This is a genomic window from Microbacterium alkaliflavum (assembly GCF_044325405.1).
In the GTDB taxonomy this organism is placed as follows: domain Bacteria; phylum Actinomycetota; class Actinomycetes; order Actinomycetales; family Microbacteriaceae; genus Microbacterium; species Microbacterium alkaliflavum.
The window spans coordinates 52,714-73,945 of sequence record NZ_JBIQWL010000013.1 but is presented as its reverse complement, the minus strand read 5'-3'; the positions used below and the strand labels follow the sequence as shown (position 1 = coordinate 73,945).

The 21,232-nt window shown below is 68.8% G+C and carries 17 protein-coding genes; 8 read left to right on the top strand and 9 right to left on the bottom strand.

Going from position 1 to position 21,232, the window contains the following annotated elements:
• Positions 1-157: 157 nt before the first annotated feature.
• The gene (gene dnaB, locus ACH3VR_RS21130) at positions 158-2,722 is read right to left on the bottom strand and encodes a replicative DNA helicase (protein ID WP_397558311.1); all 2,565 of its coding nucleotides are present in this window, start codon (positions 2,720-2,722) and stop codon (positions 158-160) included.
• A gap of 551 nt (positions 2,723-3,273) precedes the next feature.
• Between dnaB and ACH3VR_RS21125 the strand changes: the two genes are divergently transcribed.
• Positions 3,274-4,287 carry a hypothetical protein gene (locus tag ACH3VR_RS21125; RefSeq protein WP_397558310.1) on the top strand — a complete coding sequence of 338 codons (1,014 nt, stop codon included), beginning with the start codon at positions 3,274-3,276 and terminating at the stop codon, positions 4,285-4,287.
• A gap of 881 nt (positions 4,288-5,168) precedes the next feature.
• A complete protein-coding gene (locus ACH3VR_RS21120; protein ID WP_397558309.1) occupies positions 5,169-5,564 on the top strand; it encodes a hypothetical protein in 396 nt (131 codons plus the stop codon).
• 124 nt (positions 5,565-5,688) lie between these two features.
• Here ACH3VR_RS21120 and rplI read toward each other — a convergent pair whose 3' ends face one another.
• From rplI to rpsF, 4 genes are read right to left on the bottom strand one after another with little or no spacing between them, the layout of a single operon-like run.
• On the bottom strand, positions 5,689-6,141 hold the full coding sequence (gene rplI, locus ACH3VR_RS21115; protein WP_397558308.1) for a 50S ribosomal protein L9: 453 nt from the start codon (positions 6,139-6,141) through the stop codon (positions 5,689-5,691).
• An 11-nt stretch (positions 6,142-6,152) separates the two neighbouring features.
• The gene (gene rpsR / locus ACH3VR_RS21110) at positions 6,153-6,407 is read right to left on the bottom strand and encodes a 30S ribosomal protein S18 (protein WP_345800961.1); all 255 of its coding nucleotides are present in this window, start codon (positions 6,405-6,407) and stop codon (positions 6,153-6,155) included.
• A 55-nt stretch (positions 6,408-6,462) separates the two neighbouring features.
• Positions 6,463-6,963, bottom strand: coding sequence for a single-stranded DNA-binding protein (locus tag ACH3VR_RS21105; protein ID WP_397558307.1), 501 nt, complete (start codon positions 6,961-6,963; stop codon positions 6,463-6,465).
• A 5-nt stretch (positions 6,964-6,968) separates the two neighbouring features.
• Positions 6,969-7,352 carry a 30S ribosomal protein S6 gene (gene rpsF / locus ACH3VR_RS21100; RefSeq protein WP_397558306.1) on the bottom strand — a complete coding sequence of 128 codons (384 nt, stop codon included), beginning with the start codon at positions 7,350-7,352 and terminating at the stop codon, positions 6,969-6,971.
• Between the two features lie 179 nt (positions 7,353-7,531).
• Between rpsF and ACH3VR_RS21095 the strand changes: the two genes are divergently transcribed.
• The 4 genes from ACH3VR_RS21095 to phoA all read left to right on the top strand — a co-directional run bounded on the left by ACH3VR_RS21095 (position 7,532) and on the right by phoA (position 13,624).
• Complete coding sequence (locus ACH3VR_RS21095) at positions 7,532-8,299, top strand: hypothetical protein (RefSeq protein WP_397558305.1); 768 nt, start codon at positions 7,532-7,534, stop codon at positions 8,297-8,299.
• A complete protein-coding gene (locus tag ACH3VR_RS21090; protein ID WP_397558304.1) occupies positions 8,296-9,453 on the top strand; it encodes a hypothetical protein in 1,158 nt (385 codons plus the stop codon). Before ACH3VR_RS21095 ends, ACH3VR_RS21090 begins: the two co-directional genes overlap by 4 nt.
• A 172-nt stretch (positions 9,454-9,625) precedes the next feature.
• A complete protein-coding gene (locus ACH3VR_RS21085; protein WP_397558303.1) occupies positions 9,626-11,740 on the top strand; it encodes a hypothetical protein in 2,115 nt (704 codons plus the stop codon).
• 201 nt (positions 11,741-11,941) lie between these two features.
• On the top strand, positions 11,942-13,624 hold the full coding sequence (gene phoA / locus ACH3VR_RS21080; RefSeq protein ID WP_397558302.1) for an alkaline phosphatase: 1,683 nt from the start codon (positions 11,942-11,944) through the stop codon (positions 13,622-13,624).
• A gap of 60 nt (positions 13,625-13,684) precedes the next feature.
• Here the strand turns inward: phoA and ACH3VR_RS21075 are convergent, their stop codons facing one another.
• From ACH3VR_RS21075 to ACH3VR_RS21060, 4 genes are all read right to left on the bottom strand, one after another.
• Entirely contained in the window at positions 13,685-15,379 is a 1,695-nt protein-coding gene (locus ACH3VR_RS21075) for a dipeptide ABC transporter ATP-binding protein (protein WP_397558301.1), read from the bottom strand.
• On the bottom strand, positions 15,376-16,380 hold the full coding sequence (locus ACH3VR_RS21070; RefSeq protein ID WP_397558300.1) for an ABC transporter permease: 1,005 nt from the start codon (positions 16,378-16,380) through the stop codon (positions 15,376-15,378). Before ACH3VR_RS21070 ends, ACH3VR_RS21075 begins: the two co-directional genes overlap by 4 nt.
• Entirely contained in the window at positions 16,380-17,429 is a 1,050-nt protein-coding gene (locus ACH3VR_RS21065; RefSeq protein WP_397558299.1) for an ABC transporter permease, read from the bottom strand. Before ACH3VR_RS21065 ends, ACH3VR_RS21070 begins: the two co-directional genes overlap by 1 nt.
• A gap of 119 nt (positions 17,430-17,548) precedes the next feature.
• Positions 17,549-19,192: an ABC transporter substrate-binding protein gene (locus tag ACH3VR_RS21060; RefSeq protein WP_397558298.1), complete on the bottom strand. Its 1,644-nt coding sequence runs from the start codon at positions 19,190-19,192 to the stop codon at positions 17,549-17,551.
• A gap of 226 nt (positions 19,193-19,418) precedes the next feature.
• Here ACH3VR_RS21060 and ACH3VR_RS21055 point away from each other — a divergent pair, with 226 nt between their 5' ends.
• Positions 19,419-20,357: an ABC transporter ATP-binding protein gene (locus ACH3VR_RS21055; RefSeq protein ID WP_397558297.1), complete on the top strand. Its 939-nt coding sequence runs from the start codon at positions 19,419-19,421 to the stop codon at positions 20,355-20,357.
• On the top strand, positions 20,354-21,166 hold the full coding sequence (locus ACH3VR_RS21050) for an ABC transporter permease (protein WP_397558296.1): 813 nt from the start codon (positions 20,354-20,356) through the stop codon (positions 21,164-21,166). The genes ACH3VR_RS21055 and ACH3VR_RS21050 overlap by 4 nt, the downstream gene beginning before the upstream one ends.
• Positions 21,167-21,232: the final 66 nt, after the last annotated feature.

The window sequence follows — 21,232 nt, the reverse complement described above, 5'->3', positions numbered from 1 at the left end:
CAACCAACGCCCTGACCCTACGGATCCAGACAGACACATCCCCCCAGAAGCACCGTCCCCAGCCTGACCGCGTGTCCACGGAAGTTGGCATAAATGCCAAGTGCGTGCCATCTCATCGTGGAAAATGCCAACTTCGCGTGGAACCTACACATGTTCGCTACATCTCTACGGCCATGTCGGTGAAGCGTGAGAAGTGACCTTGGAATGCGACCGTGATCGTGTCGGTGGGACCGTTGCGGTGCTTCGCGACGATGAGGTCGGCCTCGCCCGCGCGCGGGCTGTCCTTCTCGTAGGCGGCCTCTCGGTGCAGGAGCACGACCATGTCGGCGTCCTGCTCGATCGAGCCCGACTCGCGGAGGTCGGAGAGCGCGGGCTTCTTGTCGGCGCGCTGTTCGGGGCCACGGTTCAACTGCGACAGTGCGATGACGGGGCACTGCAACTCCTTCGCGAGGAGCTTGAGAGCGCGGGAGAACTCCGAGACCTCCTGCTGTCGCGACTCGACGCGCTTGCCGCTCGTCATGAGCTGCAGGTAGTCGATGACGACCATCTTCAGGCCGACCTTCTGCTTGAGACGGCGGCACTTCGCGCGGATCTCGACGAGCGTCATATTGGGGCTGTCGTCGATGTACAGCGGCGCGTCGTTGATGCGGCCACGCGTCGCGGCGATCGTCGTCCAGTCGCGCGAGTCGAGCGTGCCCTTGCGCATGCTCTGCAGGGGCACGGCGCCTTCGGCGCTGAGGAGGCGCATCGCGATCTCGCTGCGCCCCATCTCGAGCGAGAAGACGATCGTCGGCATGTTGGCCTTGATCGCAGCGGCGCGCGCGAAATCGAGAGCGAGGGTGGAGTTGTGGGTCGGGATCATCGACTCACCAGCCAGGTACAGGTGATCTTCGTTATCGACCTGCACGCAGCGCACCGGAACGCTCTCGATGAGGCGTATCGCCGTGACATAACGCCTGCCGATGCGCAGAGTGTCGGCCGGGCGCTCTTGCTCATGCAGCGCGCGCTTCCTCTCGAGCCAGAACACGTCGTCGGTGGTCGAGAAGTTGAGGATGTAGCACGTGGACGACGCCTCTGAGCGGCCGTTCACGCGCTTGCTCGTGCGTCCGCAGCGGTAGCCGAGGCTCACGATCAGCTCGTAGACCGAGTCGGCGAGCTTCTTGTTCGTCACGGCGAACTGGCAGGATCCGACTCCCCTGACTACCGTTCCGTCGGTGTCGAGGAGACCGGCCAGCAGCTCGCGGCGCTGCGCCTCCGACGCCCGCAGGTACGCCTCGGGGACGTGCTTGTCGCCCAGCACGCCCGCCTGGCGCAGGAGCGCCGTGAACGACCCGTGGTCGCGGTGGCACTCCGCGCAGCGCCACGCTTCGCCTGAGTACGGCTTGCCGCAGTCGGGGCATGACAGGCGCTCGGGGTGGGCACCCTTGTTCTTCGGTCCGCAGCTCCGACCGCAGGTTCGCACATGCGGATGCCGCGCCGTGAACTCGGTGCCGCACACCTCGCACGTGCGGACCTGCACCTCGCGCTCGAGAAGCTGAATCGAGTACAGCATCCCGCCGCGGGACTCGGTCCGCAGCCCGCTGCGCGCGATGAGCGAGGGGATCTCGTCCGTCTCGCTGGTGATCCGGGCGCCATCGGTGTGCCCGTCTCCCAACCAGGCGCCGAGCGCATAGGGCGCCACGGGCAGGTCCGCCTCCGGCGCCTGCAACGCCCCCGCGTTGCGCACCGAGTGGTTTGCCCGTGCCTCGGCTCCCACGGTGAGCGTCGAGAGCATCTGCTCCGTCGTGATGACAGCCGGTCCGACCTGACCGCCCCGCCTCGCCGCGCGCGTCTCGGTCAGCCACTGATGCTCGGCGTCGGCGATGATCGTCGAGCCGTCTGAGAACTCGAGCTCGTAGCAAGGCCGGCCGACCATGACCTCGGTCGCCGCGACAACCCGCGTGGGTCGGCCGTCCGCGTCGTAGAGCTCGTCTCCCACCTGGACGGAACCCATCGTGGTCCACCCCGTGGGGGTCGGCAGCGGTGTGTCGAGCGCGAGAGCCTTACCCATAGCCGGTCGGGCCGCGATGATGATCATCTGGCCGGGGTGCAGGCCGTTCGTGAGCTGGTCGAGACCCGAGAAGCCGGTCGGGATGCCGGTCATCTGGCCGTCGCGACCGCGCGCCGCCTCGATCTCGTCGACGGCCGCGTCGACGGCGATCGTGAGCGGCACATAGTCTTCGGCGGCCTCGGCGCCCGTGACCGAGTAGATCTCGGCCTGCGCGTTGTTGACGAGGTCGAGCGCCTCGCCCTGTCCCGAGTAGCCCATCTGCACGATGCGCGTGCCCGCCTCGACGAGGCGACGCAGGAGCGCGCGCTCGTTGACGATCGACGCGTAGTAGCCGGCGTTCGCGGCGGTCGGCACGATCGAGGTGAGGCTGTGCAGATAGTCGGCGCCGCCTGCGCGCTGCAGCTCGCCGTTCTTGATGAGCTCGTCGGTGACGGCGACGACGTCGGTCGGCTCGCCGTGCGAGTACAGCGTGAGGATCGCCTCGAAGATCAGCTCGTGCTTCGGGACGTAGAAGTCCGAGCCGCGGAGCGTCTCGATGACATCGGCGACGGCATCCTTCGAGAGGAGCATGCCGCCGAGGGCGCTCTGCTCGGCGAGGAGATCGTGCGGAGGCGTGCGCTCGTGCTCACGGGGTCCACCCAGACGCTCGTCGGAGATGTCGGCGATCGACATGTGCTGTTCGTCCTCCTGAAGTGCGTCGGGTCTCGCGGGGCATGCGGGCACGTTCGAAGGCGGCGGTGCGAGCCCCAGCTTGCATCCCGTCCTGGTTCCAGGAGAGCACGAACCCCCGACATCACCCCTGACGTCGGGCCACCCCCGCGGGCCGCACCCCACGCTAGAGAGGCCGATTCCGGTACGCAACACAGCCTGTGGATAACTATGTGGAGAATCTGAGTGAAACGCCGCGTGGTCTGTGCAGAGTGCCTGTGGACAACCCTTGGGATTATGTGGGCGATGGGAAGTTTTCTGCCTTCTGATCAGTGACTTCCTGTTTCACAACCTGTGGATCCAGATGCGGTTGAAGTCGTGCTTGAAGGTTGCGTCTGATAGGGCGGGTTGTGCACAGATCGCGCTCGCGCGCGTGACGCCCGTCGCACGTTTCACGAAGCATCCCCTGGACATCGCCCGCCGGCCGGGTGTAGCTTCGGCCTTCCAGGCACCCTCAAGGCGGAGTTCGTCGCAGAACGACCGCCCGACGATCGACGTCGCTGTTGGAGGTGAATGTGGCCATCGCCGCCAGCCCCTCGCGGGTGCCAGTGCTTCGCGTCGCCTTCGCCGGCGTCGGGGTGGCGTTCGCCTACCTCCTGCTCTCGTTGCTGCTGGGTTTCGGCTCGGGTCACGCGCGGGCGGACGACGGTGATGGCCACGGGGGTGTCCTGGGAACCGCCGCGAGTGCCGTGAGCGGCGTGACGAACAGTGCGACGAGCGCTGTCTCGACGGTCGTGGACGCGGCGCCTGCGCCCGTCCAGCCGGTCGTCGCTCCCGTCGTGGAAGCTGCGCCCCCGCCCGCCCAGCCAGTCGTCGCCTCGGTCGTCAGCACCGTGGGCGAGGTCGTCACGACCGTCGTCCAGCCCGTCGCGACGGTCACCGCCTCGAATGTCGTCGCCGGTGTCGTGAACCCGGTCGTCGACACGGTCGGTGCGGTTCCCGTCGTGGGCGACGTCGTCGGAGCCGCGGGGCTCGACGACGCGCTGACGGATGCCGCGGCCGCGGCGGACACGACGCTCGATGACGTCGTCACCACGGTCGGTGACACGGGCGCGAGTCTTTCCGACGGCGGCCCACCGCTCGTCGATCTTCCCGACCTCGGTGTGCGGCCCCTGGGCGGCGTCATCCTGCCCGGCGGTGGTGTGAGCGCCGAATCGGCGTCGCCGTCCGTCACAGCGGCGCTCACGGCCGTGCAGGGCAGCGCCTCCCTCGTCGGAGCGTCGGCCTGGGCCGCCATTCGCTCGTCCGTCGGCACCTTCGTACGCGCCGTTCCCGTCTTGGCCGCCACGACCGTCGCGAGCCTCGCGCAGTCGCCTGTGGGTGGCATCCTGTCTTCCGTGCTCCCACCGGGCGTCTGTGCGCCCGCGGGGAGCTGTCCCACGGGGTCCAGCGGTGCGGGCCCCGGCGCTCTGGCGCTCGCTCTCCTCGCTCCGTTCGCCGCACACCGTGCCTGGGTGCGCCGACGCGGCTGGGAGGACGACGAGGCGCCGCCGGCGCCCGTTCTCGGCACCGACGTCGCCCCTGACTGAGGTCTGACTCCGCCGCCGACCCCCGGTGCGGCACAGAGTCATCGCGCGCTCGCGCGCCCCTTTCCTCAGTCAAGGAGCAATTCCATGAAGACGTTCATCGCGCGCGCCCTGTGGGGCACGCTGCTCGCCGGAGGCATCACGCTCTTCGGTGCCGTCGCGGCCAATGCGGCCGACACGAACGGCGAGGACGGCCTGCTCTCCGCAGCCCAGGCGATCATCGACATCCATCTCCCGGTCAGCGTCGGGGGCAACGCCGTCTCGCTGATCGGCGACTCCACCACGACGGCGCCCGCACCCGCGCCCGCGCCGGCTCCGGTTCCGGCGGCGCCCACGGCCACCACGAGCGGTGCAGACGGCGTCGGCTCGGGAACGCAGGCGCTCGTCACCGTGAACGCCCCTGTCACGGTGCAGGGCAACGCCGTCTCGGGGATCGGCGACAGCACGACCACTGCCGCCCCCGCCGCCCCCGCGGGCACCGCCGCCGCCCCCAGCGCCGGCACGCCCACGACGAGCGGCGAGAGCGGCATTCTCTCGGGCACCCAGGTGATCCCCGTGGTGAACCTGCCGATCACGGTCGGCGGGAACGCGATCTCCGGCATCGGTGACAGCACGACCGGCGCGTGCCCCAGCGCGCCCGCAGGATCCCCGGCCCTCACCGGCGGCTCCCCGTGGACGAGCGGCGAGGACGGCATCCTCTCCGGAACCCAGCTCGTTCCCGTGCTGAACCTGCCCGTCACCCTGGGCGGCAACGCCGTCTCCCTCATTGGTGACTCGGCAGTCGCGTCCCCGCCGACCGATTCGGTCACGCCGACGGAGNCACCGGCGGCTCCCCGTGGACGAGCGGCGAGGACGGCATCCTCTCCGGAACCCAGCTCGTTCCCGTGCTGAACCTGCCCGTCACCCTGGGCGGCAACGCCGTCTCCCTCATTGGTGACTCGGCAGTCGCGTCCCCGCCGACCGATTCGGTCACGCCGACGGAGCCGACGGGGCCGGGCGACGACTCGTCGACACCGGGCACGCCCGGCACCGCCGGCGCGCCCGGCATCACCGGCACGCCCGACACCGCCGGCGCGCCCGGCACCGCCGGCGGCAGGGGCACGAGTGCCGCTACCGGCGAGAGCGTGATCGCCGGCGCGATCGTCGGAATGGCGGCCGCAACGAGCTCGCAGACGCTCGCAGCAACAGGGGGAGAGAGTGGCCTCGGCCTGATCCCGGCGAGTCTTGGGATCGCCGGGCTCGGCGTCCTGGCACTCGTGCTGCGGCGCCGCATCGTGTGAATGAGGGACGGGCCGGTGCTGCCTGGCCCGGCCTGTCCCTGCTCCTCGGTGCGGAAAAGCGGATGCCGCGGACCCGAAGGTCCGCGGCATCCGTTCTGCCCTTCGACGAAGGGACGAAAGCGCCTTACTTGGCGGCGACCACCTGAAGCGTGATCACGGCGGTCAGGTCGTCGCGAAGACGGACCGTGGCCTCGTGCTCGCCCACCGACTTGATCGGCGAGGTGATGTGGATCTTGCGCTTGTCCAGGTCGCCCAGGCCCGCGGCCTTGACGGCGTTCGCGACGGCCTCGGTCTTCACCGAGCCGAACAGGCGGCCTTCGGCGCCGGCCTTGACAGCCAGCTTGACCTTGTTGGACTCGAGCGCGTCCTTGAGCGCCACGGCCTCTTCGTGGTCGTGGATCGCACGCGACTCGCGGGCGGCGCGGATCGACGCCACCTGCTTCTCGCCACCGCGGGTCCAGGCCACAGCGAAGCCCTGGGGGATGAGGTAGTTGCGGGCGTACCCGTTCTTGACCTCGACAACGTCACCGGCGCTACCGAGCCCGGCGACCTCGTTCGTGAGAATCAGCTTTGCCATTGCGGTGCTCCTTAGCGGCCAGCGCCGGCGTAGGGCAGGAGCGCCATCTCGCGGGCGTTCTTGATCGCCTTCGCGATGAGACGCTGCTCCTGCACCGAGACACCGGTGATACGACGGGCGCGGATCTTGCCGCGCTCCGAGATGAACTTGCGGAGGGTGGCGACGTCCTTGTAGTCGATGACGCCGACCCGGATCGCCTTTGCGGGGGCCGCGTTCTTCGCGCCCTTCCGCGGCTTGCGGCGCGTAGCGCTCGCCTTTCCAGCCATGATGTTTCCTTACTGAGAGATGAGATTCACGGATGCCGGGGCATCCGGATGCCTTTTAGAACGGGGTGTCGTCGCCGTACGACGTACCCGGCGTGCTCCACGCGTCGGCGGAGGTGTTCGCCGAACCGGGGGTCGCCCACGGCTCGTCGGCCACCTGCGGACGCGACTGACCGCCACCGCCGCCGCCACCACCGGCCGCACGCGTCACCTGAGCGGTGGCGTAGCGGAGCGACGGGCCGATCTCGTCGACCTCGAGCTCGATCGCGGTGCGCTTCTCGCCCTCGCGCGTCTCGTACGAGCGCTGCTTGAGGCGACCGGTCGCGATGACGCGGGAGCCCTTCGTCAGCGAGCCCGCGACGTGCTCGGCGAACTCGCGCCACACGCTCGCGCGGAGGAACAGCGCTTCGCCGTCCTTCCACTCGTTCGCCTGGCGGTCGAAGTTGCGCGGCGTCGACGCGATCGTGAAGTTCGCGACGGGCAGACCGTTCTGCGTGTAGCGCAGCTCGGGATCAGCCGTGAGGTTGCCCACCACGGTGATGATCGTCTCGCCGGCCATGGTCGTTACGCGTCCTGCTTGACGGGCTTCGCGGGGCGGGCGGCCTTGCGGGCGGCCTTCTCCTCGGAGCGCTTCGCCTCGGCGGCGACCTGGGCGATGGCCTCCTCGGCGCGGAGCACCTTGGTGCGCATGACCTGCTCGCTGAGGTTCAGCTGGCGGTCGAGCTCCTGGGTGGTCTCGCTCGTGGCGGTGAAGTTGACGACGGCGTAGATGCCTTCGTTCTTCTTCTGGATCTCATACGCAAGACGGCGCTTGCCCCAGATGTCGACCTTGTCGATCGAGCCACCATCATTCGAGATGACCTTCAGGAACTTGTCGAGGTTCGGGGCGACCTGGCGCTCGTCGATCTCAGGGTTGAGGATGACCATGAGTTCGTACTGGTGCGTCACTTACCCACCTCCTTCGGACTAGAACGGCTGCCGGGCATTTCCCGGCAGCAGGAGGGTGTGTTGCACGTCGTCCGTCTGACCGCGCGTCGTGCGCGTGCGGACAACCCTCCTATGGTACCGGATGCCGCGCCGTGGCCCGAATCCGCCCGACGGACGTCCGCGCGGGTAGCGTGTGGCGCATGGAGTGGACGGCCGATGTCGCCGCCGGCGGCTGGATCCGCGACCGGCTCGACGACCCATGGCGGGGGACGATGCACGATGTCGTGCCGCACGGCTTCGCCGCGTACGCGCGGATCCTCCATCCGCGCGTCTCGGAGCTCTCCCGCGAGCGCGAGGAAGGCCGGATCGATCCGGCCGTACTCTCGGTCGTGGCATCCCATCTCGCGGCGCACTCGGGCACGCCCGAGATCCACGTCGCGGTCTGGGACGGGTGGGGCGGCCTCGTCGGAGGCCTCGGCGTCCCGCCGACGCCCGCGGTCGCGCGATCCTCGAACGCCGACGGGGAGGACTCCGCCGACCCCGCAGTGCTCGAGCGTCATCGCGAGATGCTGGCGCGCAGCATCCACGACCCGTTCAACAACGTCTTCCGCAAGCACGTGTGGCTCCCCGGCATCCTCTCCGACGAGATCTCGCGCGGGCCGCGGCTCGTCCTGCCGCATCGCGAGCACGTGCTGTTCCGCGGCACGATCGATGAGCTGATGGATGCCGCGTGGGCGCAGCGCGTGCCGTGGGCCGAACCGCAGGCGCCCCAGTTCACCGCGAGCCCCAGCCTCGTGTGGCCTGACGACCGCGCGTGGGTGCTCGCAACAGACGTCGATGCCGACGCCACGATCGTCGCCGGGCCGCCGGCCCTCATCCGGACGCTCAGCACGGATGCGCGGATCGAGGCCGACCCGATCGCGGAGGGGACGGTTCTGGGCCCGTTCGCCGACGCCGACGGCGCGTGAGCGCCTTCGACGCGCGGCCGCTCACCGAGCCCGTCGACCGGCGCGCGGCGCGCGACTTCGCCCGGCGGCTGCGCACGGACGGCAGGGTCGCGAAGCTCTTCGGCTCGTCGACGATCGTCGCGATCGTCGTGGGTGGATTCATCGCCGTCGTGTTCGGCGGCATGTTCCTCTCGGTGTTCGTCTCCATCCTCACCTCATTCCTCTCCTCGGGAGGAGAGGATGCCTGGATCGGCGTGCTCGTCTTCCTCGTGCCGCTCGTCGTGATCGGCCTCGTCGCGCCGCTCGCGATCTTCGGCTTCGTGCGCGGCATCTCCGGCCAGAACGTGCGGTGGTACCGGCTCGACGGCTTCGCCCGGGCGAACGGCATGTCGTACGTGCCGGTGCTCGCGAATCCCGCCCTGCCCGGAATGCTCTTCGGCGTCGGGAGCGGCCGGCAGGCGTCCGACCTCGTGCGCGGGGAGAAGCCGAGGTTCGCGGAGTTCGCGAACTACCGCTACACGACGGGCTCCGGCAAGAACCGCACGACGCACACGTGGGGCTATGTCGCCGTCAAGCTCGACGTGCCGCTGCCCAACATCGTGCTCGATGCGAAGGGCAACAACTCGCTCTTCGGCACGAACCTGCCGGCGACGTTCGACGCGCACCAGCGGCTGAGCCTCGAGGGCGACTTCGACGAGCACTTCGCGCTGTACTGCCCGGAGGGCTATGAGCGCGATGCCCTCTACCTGTTCACGCCCGACATCATGGCCCGCTTCGTCGATCACGCTGCGGCGCTCGATGTCGAGATCGTCGACGACTGGCTCTTCCTCTATGCCAAGCGCGACGTCTCGACGCTCGACCCCGCGACGTGGGCATGGCTGTTCTCGATCGTCGGCGCACTCCTGGACAAGCTCGCGCAGTGGGGACGCTGGCGCGACGAGCGGCTGGTCGCGGCACCCACCGCCGAAGCGACCTCTCTCGCGGCATCCGGATCCCGCACGCAAGCCTCGCCCTTCGCGACCTCGGCGGCGCTGCTGCGCCCGCCGCCCGGGGTCGCCCGCCAGGGCCGTCGGCTCACACGGCGCGTCTCGTGGGGCTCGATCGTGGCAGGGGTCGCCCTCATCGTGTTCTGGATCCTCAGCCAGACGGGTGTGCTCGATCTCATCTTCCGCTGAGACCGCTCTGCCTAGCGTCTAAGGCCGCACTAAGCAATAGCTGGACCCCGAATTCCTTCCGTGATGTACTGCCCCTTGCGGCCGGTCGAAGTGGACCCGTCGCTGATCAGACAGGTCCCAGGGAGGCCACGAGTCGCCCGGCGGGGCCATGACCCCCGGAGGTATCCCAGTGATGCGACCTCGACGCCGAATCGTCGGCGCCACGATGTTGAGCTGCGCGGCCGTCGCAGCCATGACCCTCGCCTACGCCGCCCCGGCATCCGCCGCGGCAGGCGACCCGACCATCACGCTGCCGATCAACGACAGCGCAGCGGGCGGCACGTACGACCAGGACTTCACCCGGGTCTACGCCAACACGACGCCCGACGGGACGCCCGTCTACATCTATGTGCCCGAGGGCACACCGCTCGACGGCTCGGCGCCCGCCGGAGTCGCCAGCCTTGACCCCGCGTTCGACCACGCCCCGGGCGACGACTTCACGCCGTGCGCCGACGCCGACGTCGCCGACTTCACGCTGACGCAGGCCGAGATCGACTACATGGGCGACCAGCTGGCGAGCCACGTCGTCGCGATCGACGAGGAGCACTTCGGGGCCATGCTGGCCGCCGACCCCGCCGACCCCTCGAGCGACTCGCTCGTCATGGTCGTCTACAACGTGCAGGACGACGCGTACTACGACTGCGCCGAGACGAGCTACACGGCCGGCTACTTCGCCCCCGACTTCATCGACTCGAACGGCATGAACGTCATCGTCGTCGACGCCCTCGACTGGGCGAACCGCGTCGGTCCGAACGACTCGCCGTGGCGCGACGACGACCCGTCCAACGACCGCCCGACGCTCTACGAAGGCGTCATCGCGCACGAGCTGCAGCACCTCCTGCACAACTACAGCGACCCCGGCGAGCTGTCGTGGGTCGACGAGGGTCTGGCCGACTTCGCGATCTTCCTCAACGGATACGACGTGGGCGGGTCGCACCTCACCTATCACCAGGTGTTCTACGCCGAGACCTCACTCACCCGATGGGGTGGGGGTCTGGAGAACTACGGCGCCTCGTATACCTTCTTCCAGTACCTCTGGGAGCAGGCGGGCGGCAACGGCGACGGCACCTACACACCCGACGGCCAGTACGACGGCGCCGGCGGCGACCTGCTGATCAAGCGCATCTTCCGGAACCAGGCCGACGGCATGGACGGCGTCCAGGCTGCGATCGACCAGTTCAACGCCGAGACGGGTGCGAACCTGCGCGACGTGAAGGCCCTCTATGAGGACTGGGCCGTCGCGGTGTACCTCGACGACGAGAAGTCGAGCCGCTGGGACATCAAGGCCGCCGACTTCGGCAACCCGGCCTCGACCACCTGGACGATGGATCTCGCGGACAGCTCGTTCTGGGACGGCCGCGGCAGCAACCAGGGCGCGCAGCCCGCGTCGAAGTGGGACAAACGCAAGAACGGCCAGGCCCCGACGGCGGTGCCCTACGGCATCCAGATCGAGCGCTTCCGCAACCCGGGCCCGACCGTCACGGTGGGCCTCGACGGCGACGACACCTCGTCGGTGCCGCCGCACAGCGGCACGACGCACTGGTACGGCGGCTATGAGAGCCAGAACGACAACGTCCTCGACGTCGACGTGTCGGGCGGTGTGACGTCGCTCGACTTCTGGGACTGGAACTTCATCGAGGAGGGCTGGGACTACGGCTTCGTCGAGGCGCTCGTGAACGGCGACTGGGTCACTGTGCCGCTCGTGAACGACGCGGGCACCGTGGTGACGAGCAACGACAACCCGCACGGCAACAACACGGAGGGCAACGGCCTGACGGGAACGTCGGGCGGCGCGTACTTCGTCGACGACCCCGTGTACATCCACCTGACGGCACAACTGCCGGCGGGTGCGACGGACGTGCGGTTCCGTTACTCGACGGACGCCGCCTACCTCGACACCGGCTGGTTCGTCGACGACGTCATGGTCAACGGTGCGCCGGCGACCCTCTCGTCGGAGCCGGGCAACTGGGTCGAGACGACCGGCGTGCAGGACAACAACTGGACGCTCCAGGTCATCGCGACATGCGACCTCACCCCGGGCGTGAACTCGCCGTTCGAAGTCACCGACGGCGCGGGCAACTACGTCTACCGCCTCACGGGCGACCTCATCTCGCAGGGCGGCTTCAGCACGAAGTGCGCGAACGGCACCAAGAAGGACTTCGCCACGATGGTGTCGAACCTCCCGACCGGTGACCTGACCTTCCTCGACGCGGGGTACACGCTCAGCGTCACCAACACCAAGAAGTAGGCGCAGGCTCGACGCCGGGCCGGGACGAGCGATCGTCCCGCCCGGCGTCGTCTCATCGTGCTCTCACGCGTCGGTCACCGCCGCGTCATCCGGCGCTTCCGGAGTTTTCGATTGCGGTTCAGGATGCCTCCACCCTGCGGGAGTCGTCTGGAGACGTCCCTGCTCAGGGAATCCACCGAACCCTCTTGGAGTGCATTCAGCATGTCTTCCACACCCACGAAGTCGCGGGCGCGCGCGCTCGCGATGATCGGCGGCGGCGTCCTCGTGGCCGCGACACTCGTCTCGACGGGCGCCGTGGCGTCGACCATCGCCTCGGGCTGGCACCGCCTTGACGGCGACAAGACCAACGACGTCAAGCAGGCCATCGTCTCGGGCCCGGCCAAGAACGTCATCCTCCTCATCGGCGACGGCATGGGCGACTCCGAGATCACCGTCGCGCGCAACTACGCCTACGGCGCAGCGGGTGAGCTCCCCGGCATCGATGCGCTCCCCCTGACCGGCTCGTACACGACGTACTCCATCTACAAGGACGGCCCGCAGCGCGGCCTGCCCGACTACGTGCCCGACTCGGCTGCGACCGGCACCGCGTGGGCGACCGGCAGCAAGACGTACGACAACGCGATCTCCGTCGACATCGACGGCAAGCCGATGCCGACGCTCCTGGAGATCGCCAAGGCGAACGGGCTGCGCACAGGTGATGTCTCGACAGCGGAGATCCAGGATGCCACCCCCGCCGTCGAGGTCGCGCACGTCGACGCCCGATCGTGCTACGGCCCGGACTCGACGACGTGCGGCGACGACGCGCTCGTCGCCGGCGGTCTCGGCTCGATCTCGGAGCAGCTGCTCGACGCGCGTCCCGACGTCGTGCTCGGCGGCGGACTCGCGAGCTTCCAGCAGACCGCGAAGGCCGGCGCGTGGAACGGCCAGACGCTCCTCGACCAGGCGACCGACCGCGGCTACCAGGTCGTGACCGACGCCGCGGGTCTCGCCGCAGTCTCGGCGGCGAACCAGTCGAAGCCCCTCCTCGGCCTGTTCACGCCGGGCAACTTCCCGACCCGGTACAACCCGACGACCGCGACGGTCGGCGGTGCCGACAGTCCGACGACGTGCACCGAGAACCCGTCGCGCCTCGACAGCGGCCTCTCGCTCGCCTCGCTCACGAACAAGGCGATCGATCTGCTGAAGTCGGACTCGAACGGCAAGGGCAAGGGCTTCTTCCTGCAGGTGGAGTGCGCGAGCATCGACAAGCGCGACCACTCGGCCGACGCCTGCGGCCAGATCGGCGAGACGATCGACCTCGACGAGGCCGTGCAGGCCGCCCTCGCCTTCGCGAAGGCCGACGGCAACACGCTCGTCCTCGTGACGGCCGACCACGCCCACACCAGCCAGATCGTCGACTCGACGCCGCCGACGTCGCTCTCGACGGCCCTCACGACCGTCGACGGCTCGGTCATGAAGGTGTCGTACGGCACCGCGGCAGCCGGCGGGTCTCAGCAGCACACCGGCTCGCAGGTGCGCATCGCGGGCTACGGCCCCGGCGCGGCCAACATCGTGGGCCTCACCGACCAGACCGACACGTTCAGCACGATCTCGGGCACGCTCGGCCTCAAGCTCGACACGGCGTCGCTGAGCAAGGGCGCCAAACTCAAGCCCGGCATCAGCGGCTCGGGCGACACCGTGACGATCTCGGGCACCGGCTTCGCCGGCGACCGTCAGGTCACCGTCGCATTCGGCGGCGAGAAGAAGCGGGTCGACGTCATCGACGGCACGATCTCGGCGACCTTCACGGCGCCCGACGCGAAGCTCGTCAAGGTCGTCGATGTCACGGCGAAGGGCGTCCAGAGCGGCGCCGTCGCGACGACGGTCTACGCCGTCCACAAGTAGGCGCATCGATGCGAACGGCCGGTCCCGGGAAGGGACCGGCCGTTCGTGCGTTCCGCCTTCTCAGGCCTCGCGCGTCGCCTGCCACACGGCCCGGCGCGTCGCCTGCTCGACGGGGTCGGGCACGGGCAGCGACGCGAGCAGCCGCTTCGTGTAGTCGTCCTTCGGATCGGTGAGCACCTGCACCGTCGTGCCCTGCTCCCGAATCTCGCCGTTGCGCAGCACGATGACCCGGTCTGCGACCTGGTCGATGACGGCGAGGTCGTGGCTGATGAACAGCGATGCGAAGCCGAATTCGCGCTGCAACTCGGCGAACAGCTCGAGCACGCGCGCCTGCACCGACACATCGAGCGCGCTCGTCGGCTCGTCGGCGATGAGGAACTTCGGGCGGAGCACGAGGGCGCGTGCGAGCGACGCGCGCTGGCGCTGCCCGCCCGACAGCTCATGCGGATAGCGGTCGCCGTACGACGTGGGCAGGTGCACGGCATCCAGCAGCTCGTCGACCCGCGCCCTCGCCTTGCCGATCGACGAATTGCGGCCGTGCACGACGAGCGGCTCGGCGATGCACTCGGCGATCGTGAGGAGCGGATTGAAGCTCGTCGCGGGGTCTTGGAAGACGAACCCGACGTCGGGCCGGATCTTCGCCAGGCGACGCGGCTTGACGCCCTTCATCTCCTGCCCGAGCACGGTGAGCGAGCCGCCGAGGACCTCGGTGAGCCCCACCATCGCGCGGCCGATCGTGGTCTTGCCCGACCCCGACTCGCCCACGAGCCCGAGCACTTCGCCGGGCGCGATCCAGAAGTCGACACCCTTCACGGCGATGACGCCCGACGAGCCGAAGCGCCCCGGGTAGCCGATCTGCACCTTCTTCGCCACCACGAGACTGCCCTCGGGCGCCTCGGTCGGTGCCGGTGCGGCAGGATCCTGCGTCGCGCTCTTCCCCCGGCCGACGTGCGGCACGGCCTGGAGAAGCGCCTTCGTGTACTCCTCGCGGGGAGCGGCGAACAGCTCGCGCACGGGCGCCTGCTCGACGATGTCGCCCTGGTACATCACCACGACACGGTCGGCGAGGTCGGCGACGACGCCCATGTTGTGGGTGATGAGCACGATCGTCGCGCCGAACTCGTCGCGGCATGCACGCAGCAGTTCGAGGATCTCGGCCTGCACCGTCACGTCGAGCGCCGTCGTGGGCTCGTCGGCGATGATGAGCTTCGCGTCGAGCACGAGCGCCATCGCGATGACGACGCGCTGCTTCTGGCCGCCGGAGAACTGGTGCGGGTAGTCGTCGACGCGCCGCTCGGGCTCCGGGATGCCGACCTTCCGGAGGATCTCGATCGCCTTCGCCTTCGCCTCGGCCTTCGACACGTTGCCGTGCGCGCGCAGGCCCTCGGCGATCTGGAAGCCGACCGTGAAGACGGGGTTCAACGCCGTCGACGGCTCCTGGAACACCATCGCGGCATCCTGCCCGCGCATCTCCTGCAGCTGATCGTGCGTCGCGTGCACGACGTCGGTCTCGCCTCCGTCACGCCCGCGCACGATGATCGCGCCCGACAGGGTCGCCGTCTCGGGCAGGAGTCCCAGGAGCGAATTGGCGGTGACGGTCTTGCCCGATCCCGACTCGCCCACGATCGCGAGCACCTCGCCCGGGCGCGCTTCGAGACTGATGCCGTTGACGGCCCTGACCGGCTCGGCGTCGGTCGCGAACGTGATGTGCAGGTCGCGGACGGATGCCACGGGGCTTTCACTGAGGGCGCTCATGCGGCACCTCCCGCACGGCGACGGCGGCGCAGGCGCGGGTCGCTCAGGTCGTTGAGGCTCTCACCCATGAGAGTGATGCCGAGCACGACGAGAACGATCGCCGTGCCGGGCGGGATCGCGGTCCACCAGATGCCGCTCGACGCGTCGGCGACCGAGCGGCTGAGGTCGTAGCCCCACTCTGCGGCGGACGTCGGATCGATGCCGAAGCCCAGGAAGCCCAGGCCCGCGAGGGTCAGGAGGGCCTCCGACGCGTTGAGCGTCACGATGACGGGGATCGATCGCAGCGAGTTGCGCAGCACGTGACGGGTCAGGATGCGTCGGGTCGGCACGCCGATGACGCGCGCCGATTCGACGAACGGCTCGGCCTTGATGCGCACGACCTCCGCGCGGATGACGCGGAAGTATTGCGGCACGAACACGACGGTGATGGAGATCGCCGCCGCCAGAACCCCGCTCCACAGCGTCGAGCGCCCGCCGGAGATGACGCTCGCGACGACGATCGCGAGCAGCAGCGACGGGAAGGAGTAGATCGCGTCCGCGATGACGACGAGGACGCGGTCGAGCCAGCCGCCGAAGTAGCCGCTGAGGAGGCCGATCGAGATGCCGAGGAAGATCGAGAACACGATGGCGGCCAGGATCGCGAGGATCGCCGTCTGCGCGCCCCAGATGGTGCGCGAGTAGACGTCGAAGCCGGCGACCGTCGTGCCCCAGATGTTGAGCGCGTTCGGCGGCTGCTGCGTGCCGAACTTCACGCCGTCGACGCTGCGCTGCACCCAGCTGTACGGCGCGATCCACGGCGCGAAGACTGCGACGACGACGAAGACCACGAGAAGGACGAGGCCGGCGATGAGCATCGCGCGTTGCAGACCGACACTCTGGCGCACGTGGGAGAGGACGGGGATGCGGTCGGCCAACGGCTTCTTGCGCGTCGTGAGCCGGGCGGGTGCGAGAGGCGGAGCCGCGGCATCCGCCCCCTGCTCGACAGTGGGTTCGGTGGACATCAGTACCTCACTCGCGGGTCGATGAGCACGGCGACGATATCCACGATGAAGTTCGTCACGGCGATGATCACGGCGATCATGATGACGATGCCCTGCACGGCCACGAAGTCGCGCGACAGGATGTACTGCGCGAGGTGGAACCCGATCCCCTTCCACTCGAAGGACGTCTCGGTGAGCACGGCTCCCGCCAGGAGGAGGCCGATCTGCAGACCGATGACCGTCACGATGGGGATGAGCGCGGGGCGGTAGGCGTGCTTCGTGAGCAGGCGGTACTCGCCGACGCCGCGCGAGCGCGCCGACGTGACGTACTGCGCACCGAGCGTGCCGATGACGTTCGTGCGCACGAGCCGGAGGAAGACGCCTGCCGTGAGGAGGCCGAGGGTGAGCGCCGGCAGGATGGCGTGCATGAGCACATCTCCGACCGCCTCGGGCCCGATCTGGAACGCATCGATGAGATAGATGCCGGTCGGGTTCTGGATCGCCTGCAGCTGCAGCTCGACGCGGGTCGACGCACGGCCCGCCACGGGCAGCCAGCCGAGCCACGCCGCGAAGACGAGCTTGTACAGAATCGCGACGAAGAAGACGGGCGTCGCGTAGAGAAGGATCGCGCCGATCCGCAGGAACGCGTCGGGCACGCGGTCGCGCATCTTCGCGGCGATCAGGCCGAAGGGGATGCCGACGAGGAACGCGACGATGAGCGCGTAGATCGCGAGTTCGAGCGTCGCGGCACCGAACTGCAGCAGAATCGAGCTCACGGCCTGGTTGTCGGTGATCGTCGTGCCGAAGTCGCCGCGGAACACGCCCAGCATGTACTCGAAGTACTGGACGATGACCGGCCGGTCGTAGCCCGCCTCGTGGATGCGCTCGGCCAGCTGGTCGGGAGGAAGCCGTCCGCCGAGGGCGGCGGTGATCGGATCGCCGGTGATCCGCGTCAGGAAGAAGACGACGGTCACGAGGATGATGACCGTGGGGAAAATGAGGAAGAAGCGGATGAGGATGTAGCGCCAGAGCCCGCTGCCCTTTGCAGAGACGAGCGGGTCTGAGGCCATCGCTTCTTCGGCCGCGAGAACCATGCGTATGCCTTAAGAGGTATCGCGCGGGCCGGCCGCCGAGCCCGGAGCGGAGGCATCCCCGCTCCGGCGCCCGGCCTGCCGGCCCGCGCTGGGTACTACTGCTGCTTGTTCAGCGGCGCGTAACGGAACTTGAACGAGCCGTCGAGCGTCGCGCCGTCGACGTCGGCCCCCACGATCGCGACCTGCGTGCCCTGAAGCAGCGGGAGCGTCGAGAGGTCCTTCGCGACGAGCGACTGGATCTGACCGATCTCCTCTTCACGCTTGGCGGGATCTGCCTCCGTCGCCTGGGTCGTGATGAGCTGCTGCACCTCGGGGTTGTCGTAGTGGTTCGCGAGGAAGTTCTTCTGCGAGAAGAAGGGCGTCAGGTAGTTGTCGGCGTCGGAGTAGTCCGGGAACCAGCCCAGCTGGTACTCGGGGTAGACGTCGGCGGTGCGGTCCTTGACGTACTGCACGTACTCGGTCTGCTGCAGGTTGACGGTGAACAGGCCGCCGTCCTCCAGTTGCGACTTGATCGCGGCGTACTCGTCGCCCGACGACGGCCCGTAGTGGTCGCCGTTGTACTGCAGGTTGAGCGTGACGGGCGTGGTCACACCGGCCGCCTCGAGGGTGGCCTTGGCCTTCGCAGCGTCGGGGCCGCCCTTCCCGTCGCCGTAGAGGTCCTTGAGGGCCTCGGTCGCGCCGGTCAGACCCTGCGGGACGTAAGAGTAGAGCGGTGTGTAGGTGCCCTTGTAGATGTCCTTCGACAGCTCGTCGCGGTCGATGAGGTCGGCCGCGGCCTGGCGGACGGCGAGCGCCTTGGCGGCGTCGGCGTCCGACGTCGTCGCACCGTAGGGCATCGTGTTGAAGTTGAACACGATGTAGCGGATCTCGCCACCGGGGCCCTGGACGACCTTGACCTTGTCGTTCTTCGACAGGTCGTCGATGTCGGTCGCCGAGAGGCTGCGGAACGCGACGTCGATGTCGCCGTTGCCGACGTCGAGCTTGAGGTTCGAGGCGTCGGTGTAGTACTTCACCGTGACGCTCGAGTTCTCGGGCGCGGGAAGCTCGCCCTTGTAGTCGGCGTACGGCTTGTACGACACGAGCTCGTTGACCTTGTAGGAGTCGATGACGTACTGACCCGCGAACGCCTTGCCCTTGACGATCTCGTCGTCGGGCGTGACGCTGTCGGCCGAGAACACGTCTTCGTCGACGATCGGCGCGGCGGGGCTCGAGAGGATCTGCTCCCACGTCTGGTCCGGACCGCTCTTGAGGTGGAAGACGACGGTGGTGTCGTCGGGCGCCTCGACGCTGTCGAGGTTGCCGAGCAGCGAAGAGGGGCCGTTCGGGTCGGCGATCGCGAGCTGGCGGTCGAAGGAGAACTTGACGTCCGACGAGGTCAGGTCGTTGCCGTTGGCGAACTTGAGGCCGTCCTTGAGCTTGACGGTGTACTCGGTGTCGGACGTGTACTCGCCCGACTCGGCGATGTCGGGCGTGACGTCGGCCGTACCGTACTGGCTGTTGAACAGGAACGGATAGATCTGGTTCATCACGGCGAACGAGCCGTTGTCGTACGAACCGGCGGGGTCGATCGACGTGATCTTGTCGGTGGTGCCGACGATGAGGTCGCCACCCGAGGCGCTGCCGCTCTCGGTGGACGAGCCCCCGCCGCCGCCGGCGCAGCCGGCGAGGAGAAGAGCCGAGGCCCCGAAGGCCCCGATGGCGAGGCCGAGCCGGCCGCGCGCGCTGTGGTGCAGTGACATGAGTGCTACCTCTGCTGTGAACGAAGTCGGCCGCGGCAGGTCGCGCGGCCCTCGGGATATCTTCATCCCGCACGGCCCGAAGGGCAATCGAGTGAACGATTCGTAACGAGACTGAAATTCTTCGGCCTTGACACTGGATGCCGCATCCGCCCCATGACGAATGTCACGACCGAGTCGTGACGGGCGTGTGAGGCACGATCCGGCGGCGCCCGCGACGATGGATGCCATGGAGAACACACGACTCGCCGCGACTTCCGCCGTCGCGGCCGAAGGCACCCTCGACGCGGTGCGCGCGACGGGACTCGAGAAGCACTACGGCGACGTCCGTGCCGTGCGCGGCGTCGACCTCACGGTCGGGCAGGGCGAGATCGTCGCCTTCCTCGGCCCCAACGGCGCCGGCAAGACGACGACGATCGACATGATCCTCGGCCTCGCCGAGCCCGACGCGGGAAGCGTGAGCGTGTTCGGACGCACGCCGCGCGCCGCGATCGTGCAGGGCTACGTCTCGGCCGTGCTGCAGACCGGTGGCCTGCTCAAGGACATCACGGTGCGCGAGACGCTCGAGCTGACCGCGAGCCTGTTCGTCGACACCCGGCCCGTCGACGAGGTGCTCCAGCGTGCCGGCATTCGCGAGATCGCCGACCGCCGCGTCGGGGTGTGCTCGGGCGGTCAGCAGCAGCGGCTGCGGTTCGCGATGGCGCTGCTGCCCGACCCCGGGCTGCTGATCCTCGACGAGCCGACGACCGGCATGGACGTCGAGGGACGCCGCTCGTTCTGGAGCGCCATCCGCGCCGACGCCGCGCGCGGGCGCACGGTGCTGTTCGCGACGCACTACCTCGAAGAGGCCGACGCGTACGCCGACCGCATCGTGCTCATGAGCCAGGGACGCATCGTCGCCGACGGGTCCGCCGCCGAGATCAAGAACCTCGTCTCCGGGCGCATCGTGCGCGCCACGATCGACGACGCCGACCCGGTTGCCCTCGCGGCGCTGCCGGACGTCGACGGCGTCGAGACGCAGGGCGACCGCGTCTCGCTGCACACGAAGGACTCGGATGCCGTCGCCCGGCATCTGCTCACCCACACCGCGGCGCGCGACCTCGAGATCAGCGCGCAGAGCCTCGAGAGCGTCTTCCTGGCGCTCACGTCTGAAGGAGACCCCTCATGAGTGCCGTCGCAACCGACCGCGTGAGCCTCGATCGCCGCACGCCCCCGCTCGGCGGCTTCACGCTGACGTATCTGCGGATCGAGCTGCTGCGCAAGCTTCGCAACCGCCGCACGCTCATCTTCACGGTGGCCTTCCCCGTGCTGATGTACGTCATCATCGGCCTGCCGCTGCGCGATACGCCCCTCACAGCGACCCCGATCGCCGCGGGCGGACCGTCGGTGGCCGCCTACATCATGGTGTCGATGGCGATGTACGGCGCCATGATGTCGGCCACGCAGACCGGTGCCGCGGTCGGCGTCGAGCGCGCGCAGGGATGGAGTCGTCAGCTGCGCCTCACGCCCCTCAACCCCGTCGTCAACATCGTGATCAAGATCGTCGCGGGCATGCTGCTCGGCCTGCTCGCGATCGTCGCGACGTTCATCGCCGGCGCCGTCAGCGGTGTCGTCCTCACGCCGGCGCAGTGGATCCTGACGGGATTCGCGGGCTGGCTGCTCGCAGGGGCGATCTTCACGACGCTGGGCCTCGCCGTCGGCTACCTGGTCCCCGGCGAGAACGCGGCGCAGATCACGAGCCTCGCGATCGTGCTGCTCGCCTTCCTCGGCGGCCTCTTCTACCCGATCAGCTCGATGCCCGACTTCATGCAGGTCATCGCGAAGTTCACGCCCGTCTACGGCATCAGCGAGATCGCCCGCGCGCCGCTCACGGGTGACGGCCTCGACGCGCTGTGGTTCGTGAACGCCGCCATCTGGCTCGTGATCTTCCTCGCGGGGGCCGCCTGGGCCTTCCGCCGCGACACGAAGCGCGTCTGATCCAGGATGCCGCGACCCGGGACTCCCGCAGAGCCCTGGGTCGCGGCATCCCTCGTTCTAAGGTGA